The 15058-nt window shown below is 70.1% G+C and carries 16 protein-coding genes and 1 pseudogene; 7 read left to right on the top strand and 10 right to left on the bottom strand.

Annotation, left to right across the window (positions count from 1 at the left end):
* Window positions 1-59: 59 nt before the first annotated feature.
* From QF030_RS39465 to QF030_RS39420, 9 genes and pseudogenes are all read right to left on the bottom strand, one after another.
* Window positions 60-1643, bottom strand: coding sequence for a PfaD family polyunsaturated fatty acid/polyketide biosynthesis protein (locus QF030_RS39465; RefSeq protein ID WP_307167372.1), 1584 nt, complete (start codon window positions 1641-1643; stop codon window positions 60-62).
* 86 nt (window positions 1644-1729) lie between these two features.
* Window positions 1730-2863: an SDR family oxidoreductase gene (locus QF030_RS39460; protein ID WP_307167371.1), complete on the bottom strand. Its 1134-nt coding sequence runs from the start codon at window positions 2861-2863 to the stop codon at window positions 1730-1732.
* Between the two features lie 336 nt (window positions 2864-3199).
* Window positions 3200-3736, bottom strand: a complete 537-nt coding sequence (locus QF030_RS39455) for a YcxB family protein (RefSeq protein WP_307167370.1) — start codon at window positions 3734-3736, stop codon at window positions 3200-3202.
* 289 nt (window positions 3737-4025) lie between these two features.
* Window positions 4026-5201: a zinc-dependent alcohol dehydrogenase gene (locus tag QF030_RS39445; RefSeq protein WP_307167369.1), complete on the bottom strand. Its 1176-nt coding sequence runs from the start codon at window positions 5199-5201 to the stop codon at window positions 4026-4028.
* A complete protein-coding gene (locus tag QF030_RS39440) occupies window positions 5198-5665 on the bottom strand; it encodes a hypothetical protein (RefSeq protein WP_307167368.1) in 468 nt (155 codons plus the stop codon). Before QF030_RS39440 ends, QF030_RS39445 begins: the two co-directional genes overlap by 4 nt.
* Window positions 5666-5887: 222 nt before the next feature.
* Window positions 5888-6415 carry a hypothetical protein gene (locus tag QF030_RS39435; protein WP_307167866.1) on the bottom strand — a complete coding sequence of 176 codons (528 nt, stop codon included), beginning with the start codon at window positions 6413-6415 and terminating at the stop codon, window positions 5888-5890.
* A 66-nt stretch (window positions 6416-6481) separates the two neighbouring features.
* A pseudogene (locus QF030_RS39430) lies at window positions 6482-6541 on the bottom strand (hypothetical protein); the annotation flags it as partial.
* The gene (locus QF030_RS39425) at window positions 6538-6903 is read right to left on the bottom strand and encodes a phage holin family protein (RefSeq protein WP_307167367.1); all 366 of its coding nucleotides are present in this window, start codon (window positions 6901-6903) and stop codon (window positions 6538-6540) included. The gene QF030_RS39425 and the pseudogene QF030_RS39430, both read right to left, overlap by 4 nt.
* A 54-nt stretch (window positions 6904-6957) precedes the next feature.
* Entirely contained in the window at window positions 6958-7647 is a 690-nt protein-coding gene (locus QF030_RS39420; protein ID WP_307167366.1) for a hypothetical protein, read from the bottom strand.
* A gap of 604 nt (window positions 7648-8251) precedes the next feature.
* Between QF030_RS39420 and QF030_RS39415 the strand changes: the two genes are divergently transcribed.
* From QF030_RS39415 to QF030_RS39385, 7 genes are all read left to right on the top strand, one after another.
* Window positions 8252-8599: a VOC family protein gene (locus QF030_RS39415; RefSeq protein ID WP_307167365.1), complete on the top strand. Its 348-nt coding sequence runs from the start codon at window positions 8252-8254 to the stop codon at window positions 8597-8599.
* A 488-nt stretch (window positions 8600-9087) separates the two neighbouring features.
* On the top strand, window positions 9088-9993 hold the full coding sequence (locus QF030_RS39410; RefSeq protein ID WP_307167364.1) for an NADP-dependent oxidoreductase: 906 nt from the start codon (window positions 9088-9090) through the stop codon (window positions 9991-9993).
* A gap of 83 nt (window positions 9994-10076) precedes the next feature.
* The gene (locus QF030_RS39405; RefSeq protein ID WP_307167363.1) at window positions 10077-11138 is read left to right on the top strand and encodes an alkene reductase; all 1062 of its coding nucleotides are present in this window, start codon (window positions 10077-10079) and stop codon (window positions 11136-11138) included.
* Window positions 11139-11148: 10 nt separating this feature from the next.
* Entirely contained in the window at window positions 11149-11628 is a 480-nt protein-coding gene (locus QF030_RS39400) for a MarR family winged helix-turn-helix transcriptional regulator (protein WP_307167362.1), read from the top strand.
* Window positions 11629-11884: 256 nt separating this feature from the next.
* Window positions 11885-12805 carry an SDR family oxidoreductase gene (locus QF030_RS39395; RefSeq protein WP_307167361.1) on the top strand — a complete coding sequence of 307 codons (921 nt, stop codon included), beginning with the start codon at window positions 11885-11887 and terminating at the stop codon, window positions 12803-12805.
* 468 nt (window positions 12806-13273) lie between these two features.
* Window positions 13274-13453 carry a hypothetical protein gene (locus QF030_RS39390; RefSeq protein WP_307167360.1) on the top strand — a complete coding sequence of 60 codons (180 nt, stop codon included), beginning with the start codon at window positions 13274-13276 and terminating at the stop codon, window positions 13451-13453.
* A 65-nt stretch (window positions 13454-13518) separates the two neighbouring features.
* Window positions 13519-13950, top strand: coding sequence for a YybH family protein (locus QF030_RS39385; RefSeq protein ID WP_307167359.1), 432 nt, complete (start codon window positions 13519-13521; stop codon window positions 13948-13950).
* A gap of 144 nt (window positions 13951-14094) precedes the next feature.
* On the opposite strand, the gene QF030_RS39380 is transcribed toward QF030_RS39385, so the two are convergent.
* Window positions 14095-14925, bottom strand: a complete 831-nt coding sequence (locus QF030_RS39380) for a helix-turn-helix domain-containing protein (protein WP_307167358.1) — start codon at window positions 14923-14925, stop codon at window positions 14095-14097.
* Window positions 14926-15058: the final 133 nt, after the last annotated feature.

Here is a 15058-nt window from a genome sequence, read left to right as displayed (position 1 = left end):
GGTCGGCGCAGTCGGCCGTCGGGCAGTCGGCGCGGAAACCCGCGCCCGGGAAACCGCGGTCAGGCGAAGAGACACGGTGTGAAGACGAACGCCGCCGGAGGCACCGGCACGCCGTACGTGCGGAGCTGGTGCGCGCGGGTGCTCACGGCCGCCCCTTCGAGCAGGTTGAGGGCGATCTGCACTACCGATCGGTTGCCCCGTTCCGCCAGGACACTTCCGGCGGTCCACTGGTTGAACGCCCCCATCGCCGGGCCGCACCAGACCTGGTAGTCGCCGCGCCGGGCTGTCTCCCCGGTGATCGCCCAACGGCTGGAGTTGCCTAGGTACCAGCGGAAGACCAGTGCCATACGGTGCTTGGGATCCCGTTCCGCGCGAGCGATCTCCGCCGGGCCGCGTTGCTCCCAGAATCGCCGCGTCAGGTCCCAGACTTCCTCGATCGGCGCTCGGAGCACTTCCCGTTCGATCTTCGCGCGCACCCCCAGCGGCAGCTCCTCCAGCGACGAGTGAGCCCGGTACGCCTCGTAGAGCTGACCGGCCCTCTGGGCGAACATGCTGCCCCGGCGCAGGACTTGCAGCTTGACGCCCAGTTCGAACATGTCGGCGGCGGGGGCCATGACCACATCGGCGATGTCGGCTTCGGCCAGCATCGCCTTCGCGTCGTCCGAGATGCCGGCTTCCACGGCGACCTGGTTGACGGACCCCGTCACCACATAGGCCGCTCCGAGTGCGAACGCGGCAGCGACCCCGTCCGGTGTGCCCAGTCCGCCGGCTGCGCCGACCCTGACCGCCCGCGTGTACCCGAAACGCCGGACGAGTTCCTCCCGCAGGTTCAGGATTCGTGGCAGCAGGACACCGAGTGGCCGGTTGTCGGTGTGTCCACCGCTGTCGGACTCCACGGTGATGTCCTCCGCCACAGGAACCCGCGCCGCGAGGGCGGCTTCCTCCGCGCTGAGTTCCCCCCGCTCCACGAGTTGTCGCAACAGGTCTGGAGGAGCCGGTGAGAGGAAGCGTTCGGCGACCTCCGGGCGCGACACCTTGGCGAAGAGGCGCGTACGCCGCACGATCTGCCCGTCCGGGCCCCGGCGCAGCCCTGCGGCCGAGCACAGCACCACGGCCGGGGTGAGCGCCATGTACGCCGACGCCGAGACGCAGGGAACACCGTGCCGCAGAAGCAGCTTGGCGACCCGGTACTCCCCTTCGGGTTCGTTCGGGGAATGGATCAGGTTCACGCCCCAGTTCGGCATACCGGCCAGTTCTCCGGCCAGCTCCCGCACTGCTCGCTCGACTTCAGGCAGGCCGAGACCGCCTGCTCCGAAGAAGCCGAGCATCTCGGCGCGGGCCATCGCCATCACCATCCGCGTCGTGGCGATGCCGTTCGCCATCTCCCCCGCCACGTAGGGGAAGCGGACTCCGTGCGCCTCGCAGAAGGTTCGCCCGCCCAGCCACTCCGGATAGAGCGGCGGCAGTGTGCCGACGATGTCGCCCCCGGGCCGGGGCCCCATCACCAGACCCAGCTCCCGACCTGTGGGGCCGGCGACGATGTGCGCGTGTTCCCGAACCCGGCGAACACAGGCCGCGATCTGCTCCGGATCAAACACCGGCGAGGCAGTGACGGCTTCGTCAGAACATGCCAGTACGGACAAGAGTCAACTTCCCATGAGAGCGGGGCATTCGAAGAGCGTGTCGTGATCGGGACCCGGCTCCGCAACAGCGGGAGCAACGGATGCCGTCAACGCACTCCGGCGGCGGACGTGGACTGCGTGGACTGCTTGGTGCTCAGACCGGTGGTCAGGTAGTCCAGATCGACGCGGATCCCGGACGAGACCGGGCCCAGCCGGGTCCGAACCCGGGTGTCGTCGAAACGACGGCGATGGCTGAGGTACGGCGTGAATCCCGGGTACAGATCCGCGGTGGCCTCCAGTGAGGTCGGATCGTCCGGCTTCTTCTCGACGAGCCGCACTCTCACCGGCACCAGCCGCTCCAACAGCGCGACGAGCACTGTCGTGGCGACCTCGTGATCGTGGACGACCTGATAGGTGTCGACCCGCCCGGAGGGCGCCCCGCTCGCCAACCGGACCATGACGGCGGCCGCGTGTTCCACCGGCATCAGGTTCAGGTGCCCGTCGTGGCGTCCTGTCATCCGTACGACCGGCCGGTCCTCCTCGGCAACGCCCCTCCCGGCGAGAGCGAGACCGTCACCGCGCGCAGAAGCCTGCACGATCCGGGAGATGAACTGGAGCGGATGCTGGGGAAGTTCGGCGTCCGGTGAGAGGTCCGTGACCAGGATGCCGGGCCGCATGATCCCAACCGGCCGCCCGTGGGCCCGCGACCATTCGTGCACCAGCACTTCGGCTTCGTACTTGGACCGCTCGTAGCCGTTCTCGAAGCCGTGCGCGCCGTCCAACTCGTCTTCGTAGATGACGCCTTCAGGCCGTGCACCGGCGACAAAGGCGGTGCTCACGTGGAAGACCATCGGCTTTCGCACGCCTACGGCAGCCAGCTCCAGCACGTTACGGGTTCCATCGACGTTGACCCGGCGAAGAGCCTCGAGATCGTCGTCCAGATTGATGTTGCCCGCACTGTGCCAGATCACATCGAGTTCGTCCGCCAGTTGCCGGAAGAGCGCGGTCGACAGTCCCAGCCGCGGCTGTGCCAGATCGGTCTCCACGACACGAAGCCGGTTGGGCAGCTCCGCGATCACCTCGCCGGGCGTGTTCGTCAGTTCCATGAATCGCGTGATCCGCCTGAGCGCGCTTCTCGACCCGGCATGCGTGAGAACCGTCAGCGAGTCGTAGCGCTCGAGCAACTCTCGAACAAGGCGCAGTCCGAGGAACCCGGTAGCGCCGGTAAGAGCGACTCGCACTTTCAGTGACTCCAAAGTCTCGGAGGATGAGGAACCCGCCGCCTTGGGACAGGCCGGTCTTCCGCCCTGGACAACCAACTGGCCGTGGGCATGGAAACGGCAGGGCTGGCGCGAACCCGGAACTTCACTCGAATGGACCCAAGTGGGTGGTTGAGAACGACAGCAGACCATCCGTCGCTGCCTGCAGGGCGGTTCGCGTACTTCCTCGGCCAGGGTGGCGATGCGTACGTATCCGGCGAAGTCCGAGGACGGCGCGGATCTCAGCAACCCGGCTCTGACCCTGGCCCCGGCTCTGGCCCTGGCCCTGGCCCTGGCCCTGGCCCTGGCGAGGAGACGCTAACGGCCTTGTGTTCGTCGGCCGTTGGAGCGGCGGAACGGGGCCTCCCGCAGGACGCCCATCAGCTCGGTCTCGCCGGTCCTGGTGAGCAGCCGCTTGGGCACGATGAACAGGTTGGCCTTCCAGCCGAGGCGGCCGGTCACGACGTAGACCCGCTCCGTCTCGTAGGAGCGGTGCATGGTGCGCCACGGCATCCGCAGAAGTTCCTCGGAGCCACGGGAGACGACGAAGCCGGCCTCGTCGACGACTGCCTGCTTCTCCCCTGTCGCCTGGTCGGCACGGAACATGCGGCCGGCGAGCAGCGGGGGCAGCGACACGCCGAGCGCGCCGTAGACCAGTGCGAGCATCAGCAGACCGACGTTGATCGGACCGCCGTGAACGGAGGGCGTCAGGCTCAGTGCCGCCAGCAGCACCGCGGCCACGACGATGAGCCACCGCAGGCGCCGGAACAACCCGGTCGCTGTCAGGGCTTCGTCGAACTCCTCCCGCGTCAGGAGTCCGCTGAAGCTGATGGTCGTCCGCCGTATGTCGTCCACGGGCGCGGAGCCTACAGGTGCCGGTGTACGGACGCTTCACGCCGGCTGGACCCGCTCGCCCTTCTTCAGGAAGCCGATGTCGTCCACGTTGAGTAGGGCGTCACGGCGTCTGGGTCCCGAGGTGCTCGACGACGTGGTCACGCACGTCGTCGAGCACCTCAACGGCGTCCCGTTCGATCCGGTTCCGCAGCCGATGGACACCGCGGCAGCGGTCGGTCTGTTGCGTGTTGCCGGCGCCGACTCGCGCGGCTCGTTAAGCGATCCACGAACCGCTGTGGGCCGCTCCGGTTCAGCCGTTCGGGCGGATCACGGCGCGCACACAGCCGTCGTCCTTCTTCTTGAACATCTCGTAGGCCCGCGGCGCCTCGTCCAGCGGCACACTGTGGGTCGCCAGATGGGAGGTGCTCAGGTCCCCGGACGCCATCCGGTCGAGCAGCATGGGGATGTAGCGCTGGCCGTGCTGCTGGGCGCCGCGCACGGTCAGGCCTTTGTTGATCACCGCTCCGAGGGGGAACTTGTCGACGGCGCCCGCGAAGACGCCGAGGACGAAGACCGTGCCGCCCTTGCGGCAGGCATGGATGGCCTCCCGCACTGCGGTGGGGCGGTCCGTCTGGAGCCGCAGCTGCTGCTTCACCTGGTCGTAGGCGTGCACCAGGGTGTCGCTGTGCGCCTCCATGCCGACCGCCTCGATACAGACGTCCGGGCCGCGGCCGCCGGTACGCTCGCGCAGCTCCGCCCCGACGTCGGTGGCCGAGTAGTCGATGACCTCGCTGCCGATGTACCGCTCGGTCATCTCCAGCCTCTCGGGGATCCGGTCGATGGAGATCACCCGCTCCGCGCCCAGCAGCATGGCGGCGCGGGCCGCCATCTGACCGACGGCCCCGCAGCCCCACACGGCGACCACGTCACCGGCCTTCACGCCCGCCAGGTCGGCGCCCATCCAACCCGTGGGTACCGAGTCCGACACGAACAGGGCGCTCGTGTCGTCGATGCCCTCGGGGACGGGGAAGGCGCCGTAGTCCGCGAAGGGCACGCGCACGTACTCGGCGTGGCTGCCGCGCAGGCCTCCCATGGCGTGGGAATAGCCGAAGATCCCGCCGGTGTCGGCCCCGAAGAGCGCCTGTCCGATGCCGGGATTGGTGTTGGTGTTGTCGCACAGCGACCACAGGTCGTTGGCGCAGTACCAGCAGCGGCCGCAGCCGACGAAGGAGCAGACCACCACCCGGTCGCCCACCGCGTGCCGGCGCACACCGGCGCCCACCTCCACGACTTCGCCGAGGAACTCGTGTCCGATCACGTCCCCGGAGCGCATGAACGGGATGTAGCCGCCGATGAGATGAAGATCCGAGCCGCAGGTGGTACCCGCGATCAGCCGTACGATCACGTCCTGGTCGTTGTGCAGGACGGGGTCCGGCACGTCCTCGACAGCGAGCTTGTTGACGCCTTCCCAGCACAAAGCCTTCACAGCACGCCCTCCCCACCCGCGCGCCGACTCAGCAGTCCGACGAGCTTCCCGCCGGGGGTGTCATGTGTGGTGGGCGGTGTGTCGGGGCGCATGACTTCTCCCGTCTCGAGCAGTGCCTTCGCCTCACGCAGGGCGCGGCGCAGATCCTGGCGCGGGTCCTGGCCGGCGAGCCGGGCGGGCAGCGAGTGCGCAACGCCCGGCTGCGGTTCCTTCAGGCGTACGCTCAGTTCCGTGCCCCGGTCACCGGGCGCGGGGCGGATGTTCGTGTCGATCCGATCGCCGTACTCCTGGAGCGGGGACGGCAGCTTCTCGGGATGGATGTCGCCCGGTCCGCAGTTGACCGTCACCGACAGCCAACGCTCAGCAGCTGCCGCAGAGGATCGTGTCCGTGCCCGGCGCCGGACGAGGACGGCGCCGGCGGTGACGCCCGCGGCTGCCGTCCAGAGCACTTTTCTCGAACTCATCGTGGGTCACCTCTCGAAGGTGGCGGTGGTGGGCGGAGCCGCCCTTGGGCGGCGGGTACCCCGACTTCACGGCTGAACCGCCCCGCACCGGCACCCGGCGCCCGGTACCCGGCGCCCGCATCGACACGCGTAAGCGAGCAGGTGGGAGCAGGCAGGTGGGCAGGGCCTGCGCGGGCGGGCTCACGCTCACCAGCGCACGGCCCTGCCAGAGGCTTCGGAGGTTCAGCCCGACCCGGGCTGTTGCCGCGCCTCGTCGGCGACCTGCCGGCCTGATTGACGCGCTTGGTCCGTCACCTGCGCAGCCTGTTCGCGGGCCTCGTCCTGAGTGGTGCGGGCCGCTTCGGCTGCGGTGTCCTTCATCTCCTGCGCCGCGTTCTGGGTGGCCTCCTTGGCACCTTCCTTCAGGTTCTGCGCGGAGTCGAGGGCGGCTTCCTTCACCGGTTGCAGCGCCCCGTCGCTCGCCATCAGGTCAGCGGCCTTTTCCTGCTCCACCTCGGATGTCGGCAACAGCGAGGACGCCAGCATGCCCGCGCCGAAAGCGATCAGACCGGCGGCCAGCGGGTTGCCCTGTGTCTGGCGCATCGCCGTGTCAGGTGCTTGCCGTATCGCTTCCTCTGCCTGGCCGGCCGCGTCGCGCACGCTGCCGGTCGCTTGCTGGGTGCCCTCCTGGAGGGATCCAGCCGCGGTCTGGACACCGCTGGTGACCCCCTGGGCGGTGTACGAGACCGTTCCCATGACCCGCTCACGCATCCCTGTGACAGCGCCGCGCATCCTTCGAGTGCGTCGGCGGACCACCCTTCGGGGGCTGGCCCGGTCCGCGAGGCGGTCCACGTCCGCGGACAGCCGGCCCCGAGTGGCGTCGATCTCTGCCCTCATCCGGTCGGGTGACGTGCCCATTGCGCATTCTCCTTCATCGTCTCGACTGTGTGCTCCGGCTTGGGTGCCACCGTGCGCATCTGGGTCTTTCCTCGCTGATACAGGACGGCTGCGACCACAGCCCACACGGCGGCGACGATCAGCGCGGCCCAACCCGCGTCGATCACGTTGGCGAGTCCGAAGACGGCGGCCAGCGACAGGAACAGGAGAACCATGTAGCCGGCGAACCCGGCGCCGCCGTACATGCCGGCAGCCTTGCCCGCCTTGGTCGCCTCCTGTCTGACCTCGACTTTGGCCAGTTCGACCTCCTGACGGAACAGCGTCTGGACGTCCGAGGTGACGACGGACAGCAGCTCGCCCACCGACCTGTCATCGACGTGCGACGCCGCCGAGCGGGACGGAACGAAGGACATGGCTCACACCCCCGGACCCGGCCGGCCCGGTGCGTCACCGGTGGGCATGCCGAGGGGCGGTGGCGGAGAGGGCGGCATCGCCGGCACCGGCTCCTGCGCGGCGCCCACCGAAGGAGTGGGCGGGAGCGCGGCGGAACCCGGCTCGCTCAGCGAGGCCTGGTCCGAGCCGGGGGCCCCCTGCTGGTCCGTTCCCGAAGACGTGTCGGCCTTGGCCGCCACCTTCACCATTCGCCCGACGGCGAACCCCGCCAGCAGGGCACCGCCCAGGAAGGCCGCGGGACGGCGGCGGGCGAAGCTCTGCACGTCGGAGAGGACGCCGTCGACTCCCTGCTTCTCCAGGTAGTCGGCCGTCCGGTGTCCGCCGCCGGAGGCCTGAGCGGCGAGACTGCGGGCGGGCGAGTCGCTCGGCGCGTTCTCGGCCAGTCCCGCCAGGTCGTCCGCCCACTGGCGCAGTACCCCGGCAGCCCGCCGGGTCTGTCCCTCGGCCTCGTCCCTCGCACGGCGGCGCAGGTCGTCGGCGACCTTGCCGGCCTGCTGCCGCGCCTCCCCGGCCACGGCCTTGGCCTGGCCGACGGCTGTACCCGCAACCTGCCCCGCGGCCTGCTGGGCCTGATCGGCGGTGGCCGACGCCTCCGCTCTCGCCGTCTCACCGGCCTGCTGCAACCTCGTGGTGTCCTGCACTGCCTCACTCATCAGCTCACTCCTCCTCGCAGGTCATGCGGTTCTACGCCGGACATATTCACGAGTGACTGATTTGCCCCGCTTTACACACGCCAGAAGGCGAAATTGCCCTTCCCTCCTCGGCACGCGAAGACGAGGCAGCGTGCGGATCCCCTCCGGCACGGGGGGACGTCACCCGCGAATCCACGCGTGGCTTCGTCCACGGAAGCGACAGCAGATGGCGGTCCGAGAGATGCGTGGAGTCTCGGTTCCGGTGACGCCGGGCAGACGCCTGACCCAAGGCGAGTTCGCCTGCCGCTGTACCGCTACCGACGCAGCCGCAGCCGCAGCCGCAGTCCAACTGCCTGAGCCGAACGAGAAAGTCATCGACGACGCGCTGCCGACCCGTCTCGGCGGCGGCAACGTGCGCGAGGCCACGCGGCTGCTCGGGCACAGCCGAGCCGTCAGCGCGAACCGATGGTCGAGCCTCGTCGGCCGATGAGGTGATGCCCGCCAGCGCAGAGGGCTCATCGCGGGACAGCACATCCAGGGCGAGTGCCGAAAGAGCGTGCGGCGGCTGGTGCGGCGTAGTAGTTCTGGAGAGCCACAGGACACCGTCTCTCGCTCGGAGTTGCCGATGGCCGTTCGCCGTGTCGTACCCAATGTCCAGTCGGAGGCGGTGCGGGAGAGCCGGGAGTTCTACGGCCTCCTCGGCTTCGAGGAGGTCATGAATCACGGCTGGATCATGACGCTCGCTTCCCCGTCGAACCCGGCGGCACAGCTCAGCTTCATGTCCAGCGACAAGACCGCGCCGGTCACGCCCGACATGAGTGTCGAGGTGGACGATGTGGACGCCGCCTATGCGCTCATGCGGGAGAGCGGTGCGGAGATCGTGCACCCGTTGCAGGACGAGGAGTGGGGAGTGCGCCGATTCTTCGTCCGTGACCCCAACGGCCGGGTGGTGAACGTGCTGAGCCACCGGTGACGGCCCCCTCCGGGGCGTGGGGGCTGGGGTAGGCCCCGGAGTCCTGGCTCAGACACCAGCCGCAAACCAGCCGTGTAGTCACGTGCCCGCCGCGGTGGCGGCCCTGTACGTCGTGTTCGCGGAGCATCCGCATGACGGTTGCGGGTGAGGGGCGTGTCGGCCCTTCTTCGCGCTGGTCGTGATGCGGATGTGCCGACCGGGGTATCGCCGGGCAACGGAACACAAGTGATCTTGAGCGTGACTGCCCGGCTCCCCCACTCAGCCTCCGTGAGGATCGGTGGACGGTGACACCGAAGGGCCGCTGCCCCTTGTTCACACCCTGGTGGCCGGGACGGTCGGTCGCCAGGTCGGCCGTGCAGGTGGTCGGCGCACCCCCGCAGCGACACGAGGCGGACCGCCTTCGCGAATACTTGGCTAGCCACACGATTACTGTTACCTTGAATATGTGGCCAGCCACTGTTTTGGTGGCCGAAGGGAATGGAGTCCTCATGAAAGCGATCGTTTTCGACCAGTTCGGCGGCCCGGACGTGCTGCACGAGGCGGACATCGAGGTGCCGCAGCCCGGCCCCGGCCAGATCCGGGTCCGCGTCAAGGCCGCCGGGCTGAACGCGCTGGACGGCAAGATCCGCTCCGGGATGCTGGAGGCCGTCCGCCCGACGACCCTTCCCGCCGTCCCCGGTGGCGAGCTCGCCGGCGTGGTCGACGCCCTGGGTGAGGGCGTGAGCGACGTGCAGGTCGGCGATGAGGTGCTGGGCTGGTCGGACAGCGGCTCGTACGCCCAGTACGCGCTGGCCACCACCGTGGCCCACAAGCCCGCCGGCCTCGACTGGCAGCACGCGGTCGCGCTGCCGGTGGCCAGTGAGACGGCCGAGCGGGTTCTGAACCTGCTGGGGGTCGCCGCCGGGGAGACCGTGCTGATGCACGGCGCGTCCGGAGCGGTGGGAACCCTGGCGGTCCAGCTCGCCACGGCCCGCGGAGCACGCGTGATCGCCACCGCGGGCCCCTCCAACCAGGACTACCTCACCTCGCTCGGCGCCACCGCGACCGTGTACGGCGACGGTCTGGTCGAGCGGGTGCGGGCGCTGGCCCCCGACGGCGTGGACGCGGTGTTCGACCTGGCCGGGAAGGGAGCCCTGGAGGACTCCATCACCCTGCGGGGCGGCACCGACCGCATCGTCACCATCGCCGACTTCGGCGCACGGCAACTGGGCATCACCTTCTCCCAGGGGTCCCAGGAGCGCTCGACCGCGCGCCTGGCCGCCCTGGCCCAGGACGCCGCGGCCGGCAAGCTCGTCACCACCGTCACCGCCTACCCGCTCGACCAGGCCGCCACGGCCCAGCAGGTCAGCGACGCCGGGCACGTGCGGGGCAAGCTCGTCCTGACCGTCGACTGAGCACCCCCCGCACACCGCCTTCCCACGACCACCCGCTGTCTTCACGGTGACCGCCGGTCACCGCCCTCGCGAAGGACTCCCTCATGCTGAATGCCCTGTGGACGCCGACCACTCTTGGCGGCATATCCCTGCCGCACCGCCTGGTCATGGCCCCCATGACCCGTGACCGCTCCACGCCCGAAGGCGTACCGACCGAGCTGAACGCCGAGTATTACGCCCAGCGGGCCTCGCACGCGCTCATCATCACCGAGGGAACACAGCCCTCCGCCGACGGCCAGGGCTACCTCCTGACCCCCGGCATCCACAACGACGAGCAGATCGCCGGGTGGCGCAAGGTCACCGACGCCGTGCACGCGGCCGACGGCCGGATCGTCATCCAGCTGATGCACACCGGACGCATCGCCCACCCCGACAACACCCCCCACGGGCGCCGGCCGGTCGCCCCTTCGGCGATCCAGGCGCAGGGCGCGATGTTCACCGCGTCGGGGCCCCAGGAGATGCCGATCCCGCGTGCTCTGTCGACGCAGGAAATCGCGGCGACCGTCGACGACTTCCGCCGCGCAGCAGCGGCCGCCGTCGCGGCCGGCGCCGACGGCGTGGAGATCCACGGCGCCAACGGCTACCTGGTGCACCAGTTCCTGTCCGACAACACCAATCAGCGCACCGATGGCTACGGCGGCTCGATCGAGGGCCGCATCCGCTTCGCCGTCGAGGTCGCCGCCGCGGTGGCCGACGAGATCGGCGCCGAGCGCACCGGCATCCGCATCTCCCCCGGCAACCCCTACAACGACATCGCCGAGTCCGACACCGCCGAGCTGTATCCGGCGCTCCTGGACGCCCTGCGCCCCCTGGGCCTGGCCTACCTCCACGTGATGCACGCGGGCGACGAGGAGCTGCTGGGCACCCTGCGCGCGCTGTGGCCGACCACGCTGATCCTCAACCGGGGCGGCGCCGACCTGCCCGCCCGTGCCAAGGACGTCGACAACGGCACGGCCGACCTCGTCTCCGTCGGCGCCCTCGCGCTCGCCAACCCGGACCTGGTCGAGCGGCTCCGCGCCGGCGCGCCGCTGAACACCCCCGACCCGGCGACCTTCTACGGCGGCGGGGTGGCCGGCTACACCGACTACCCCACCCACACCGTCTGAGGAACCGACCATGAACACCCCCGAACCCCTCATCCCCACGACGGCCGGCGCAGGACCGATGAGCTACGCGATCTTCCAACTCGCCCGCGCCCACCGCGCCTACGCCGCCGCCATGCTCCGCGAGATGGACCTGCATCCCGGACAGGAGCTGCTGCTGATGCACCTTCTCGACCGGGACGGCCAGACCCAGTCCGAGCTGCTCGGCAGCGTCGGCCTGGACCACTCCACCGTCTCCAAGTCCCTTCGCCGCATGCAGGACGCCGGCCTGCTCATCCGCGAGCCGGCCGCCCATGACCGGCGCGTCATGGTGGTCCACCTCACCGACAGGGGCCGGGCGATGCGCGAGCCTCTGGCAGCCCTGTGGAAGTCCCTGGAGGAGACCTCCGCCGGGAATCTGTCGGAGCAGCAGGCGGAGTCCTTCGTCGAGACCGCGTACGCCATCACCGAGGCGATCAGCAGCCGCGCGCTGCCGGGAGAAGAGTCCGCGTGACTCCCCGGTGTGCACCCCGCGCGGGCCGGGGTGCACACCGTCCCGCATGCGGCGCGGCCACCGCCAGGTCGGCCCCGTCACCCATCCGCCCAGTGGCTCCTCGACGCGGCACGTTCCGGCGGCGAGGCGCACTGCGGATCCGCCTCCACGGCCCGCCTTCCTTGACCCGCCCGGCACGCAGGCGCCTTTGTCCGCAGCCGCGCCCGCCCCGCCCACCAAGCCCCTCGCTGATGACCTGACCGAAAGTGAGACCCTCATGCCGGCCACCCATTCAAACACCCTCCCGGTCCTCGTCGTCGGGGCGACCGGCTCCCTGGGGAGCAAGGTCGTCGACGAACTCCTGGGGCGGGGCAAGAACGTCCGCGCCCTGGTGAGGCCGGCCAGCGACGCCGGCCGGCTCGAAAGCCGGGGCGTCCATATCGTCCGCGGTGACATGCTCGACGTCGACTCGCTCGTCGCCGCGATGAACGGCGCCGATGCCGTCATCACCACCGCCGCCGGCTACACCCGCGGCGGAAAGAACGCCCACGACATCGACACCATCGGCAACGCCAACCTCGCCGAGGCCGCCCACCGCACCGGCATCCGGCGGTTCGTCCTGACCAGCATCCTCACCAGCGACCAGACGCCCCAAGTCCCGCACTTCTGGCACAAGAAGCTCGCCGAGGACAAGCTCGAACAGCTCGGCGTCCCGTTCGTCGCACTGCGCCCGGGGGCGTTCCTCGACCAGGTCGCGAGCATGGCGGGCGACCCGGTCGACAAGGGCCGCATGGTGTGGCTCGGCAAGGCCACCGTCCCGCTGACCTTCGTCCACACCTCCGATCTCGCGGCGTACCTGGCAGCCGCGGTCGACGCCGAGGCCGAGGCCGGTGAGCGGATCGACATCGGATGGGACCGCCCGGTCAGCATGCGAGAGGTGGCCGACGTGATGGGCAGCCGGGCCGGAAAGAAGATCAAGGTGTGGGCCGTCCCGTCCTCCGTCACCCGCACCGCAGGAGCCGTCGCCGGCCGCTTCATGCCCCTGATCGCGGACATGGCCGCGATGTTCCGCTGGTTCGAGACCGGACGCTACGTCGCCGACCCCCACCGCCAGGAGCAGCTGTTCGGGCCCATCCCCACGGCCGAGGAGGTCCTCGCCCGGTATACCGACGAGCTGCGTACCGCACGGCACCGGTGACAGGCGCCTCGTCCCCTTCTCGCCGCCCGGCGGACTGACCAGGACACCCCGGGCCCGTCCCTTCTGGCCGAACCACTCCCCCACGGGTGCGGCCGAACCGAACGGGTGACGGGGCGGGCGCTCAGCGCTTCCCCAGCCGGGATGAGGGGCCCAGGGAAGCCCTGCGATCACGGGGCCTTCGCCCGATGTCCCCCATCGACCACCAGCTGTCCGCAACCGACTGAGCGATTCGCCGGATGTCCACAGAAGATCGAGAGGTGCTGCGGCGACCATCCAGCCCCGGGGCCGCAGCAGGCGAACGGCGACGCAGCGGGCCGTACACGACAAGCAAGGAACTGGCATGGACAAGCGCGCGGCCTCCGCCGGCACCGCCCCTGCGACGAGGCGAGCGCTCGTCGTCCCGCAGCCCGACGGCCTCCATGCCCTTCAGGTCACCACGGTGCCGATACCGAGCAGCAGCCTGGAGGGGTGCGCGTCAAGGTGAAGGCTTTCGGCGTCAACGAGCCCGAGGTCACCACCCAAAGGGGCGAGTTGGGCCCAGGCCCCGGTCGCGAAGGTCTGCCGCAGCTGGAGCAGGTTCGCGATGCCCAGACCGACGTCGGGGCCGGCACGACGCCGGGCACGCACATGGTGACGCTCGACGACTGAGAAGCACATCCATTCCACGCCGGTCGGAGCCGACTGGCGGCGGCACGCACGACGAGGAGACTGCGATGGGCGTCAACAAGGAAGAAATCAGCGAGACCGTTCTGGAACTGGAGAAGTCCTTCAACGAGCGGTGGAGCGTCGGCGACAACCGCGGCTACCTCGACAACTACGCCGAGGAGATCAGCTACTTCGACCCCATCGAGAAGGACCTGGTCGTCGGCCGTGACGCGACCGTCGCCCACATCGAGGCGATCTACTCCGACCCGCACATCGTGCGCAACGAGTACCTCAACCCCGTCGTGCACGTCAGCGACGGTGGTGACTTCGCCCTCCTGGCCTACAACCTGAACACCTACGTGCTCGACGACAACGGCAACGAGCGGCAGCTGCGCGCCTGGAACGCCACCGAGGCATACCGGCTGATCGACGACGAGTGGCGCATCGTGCACTCCAACTGGGCGTTCGCCCAGACCGCGACAGGAGCGACCGCGTCCTGACCGGGGATCCGAGGATCCGAGGTGACGCACCCCCGGCCGGTGAGCAAGCTGTCCAAGGAGGCGGCCGGCCCCGGCCCTGCCCCCGCTCCGGACGCGATCAAGGCCGTGGCGGCCGCGGGGATGCGGGATCGCGCCGTGCCCCCCTCACCTGCCGGTCCCGGCTTCGCGGGCCGCGAAGGCGGCCGGGGTGAGACCGGTGTGGCCACGGAAGAAGCGGCCGAAGTTCGCGGGATCGGTGAACCCGAGATGGACGGCCACCGCCCGGGCGTCCCAACCGCCGCCTCCCAGCAGACGCCGGGCTTCGAGCAGCCGCCGCTCGTCGATGACCTCACGCACCCCCTTGCCGGTGGCGTCCCGGGCCGCGCGGCTGAGGGTCCGGACCGAACAGCCCAGCAGCCCGGCATAGTCCGCAGCCCGGTGCAGTTCCCGGAAGTGCAGCTCAAGGGCGTCCGCGAACCGTGCGTACGTGACGCTGCGGCCCGTGCCGCCCGCCGACGCGCCGGTGGAGGTGACATCCGGGGAATTGGCGAGGCGCAGCAGCAGCGATTCGAGCAGACTGCGCCGCAGTGCGTGGTGGACGTCGAGCCGGCGGCGCCCCAGTGCACGGTGCTCGTCCAGGAGTTGGAGCGCCGTCTGCCTCAGCCAGGACGCGTCATCGGGGTGCGGGCTGAGGACGGCAGGGGCCTCGTGCGCGGTGAGCGGGGCCAGCAGGCGGGCGGCGTCGGACGTCAGCACGTCCGGCTCGAACAGGATGAACAAGCCGCGGGCGGCGCCCGGAGGATGCCAGCACTGCGCGTGCCCGGGACGCACCCACAGCCACTGGCCGCAGGCGACGGTCCGCGTGACGTGGTCGACATCGTGGAGCAGCTCGCCCTCGGTGACGAGGATCAGGTAGTGGAAGGTGGCGCGGCCCGGAAGGGGCGGATTCCACGGCCAGTCGTCGTGCTCGGCGAAGAAGTCCTCGAGGGTGCTCACCTCAAGGCCGTACGGAGTGCCGACCGGGGGCTGGAAACCGTACAGCGGAACCGCCGCCTGCCCGCGGTGTCCGGCAGAACGCCCGGGGTGTCGCCTGTCGACCATCACGTGTCCGCACCTTACCGCCGTTTCG

The organism is Streptomyces rishiriensis, from assembly GCF_030815485.1.
GTDB lineage: Bacteria > Actinomycetota > Actinomycetes > Streptomycetales > Streptomycetaceae > Streptomyces > Streptomyces rishiriensis_A.
This window is presented reverse-complemented; position numbering and strand designations above follow the sequence as displayed.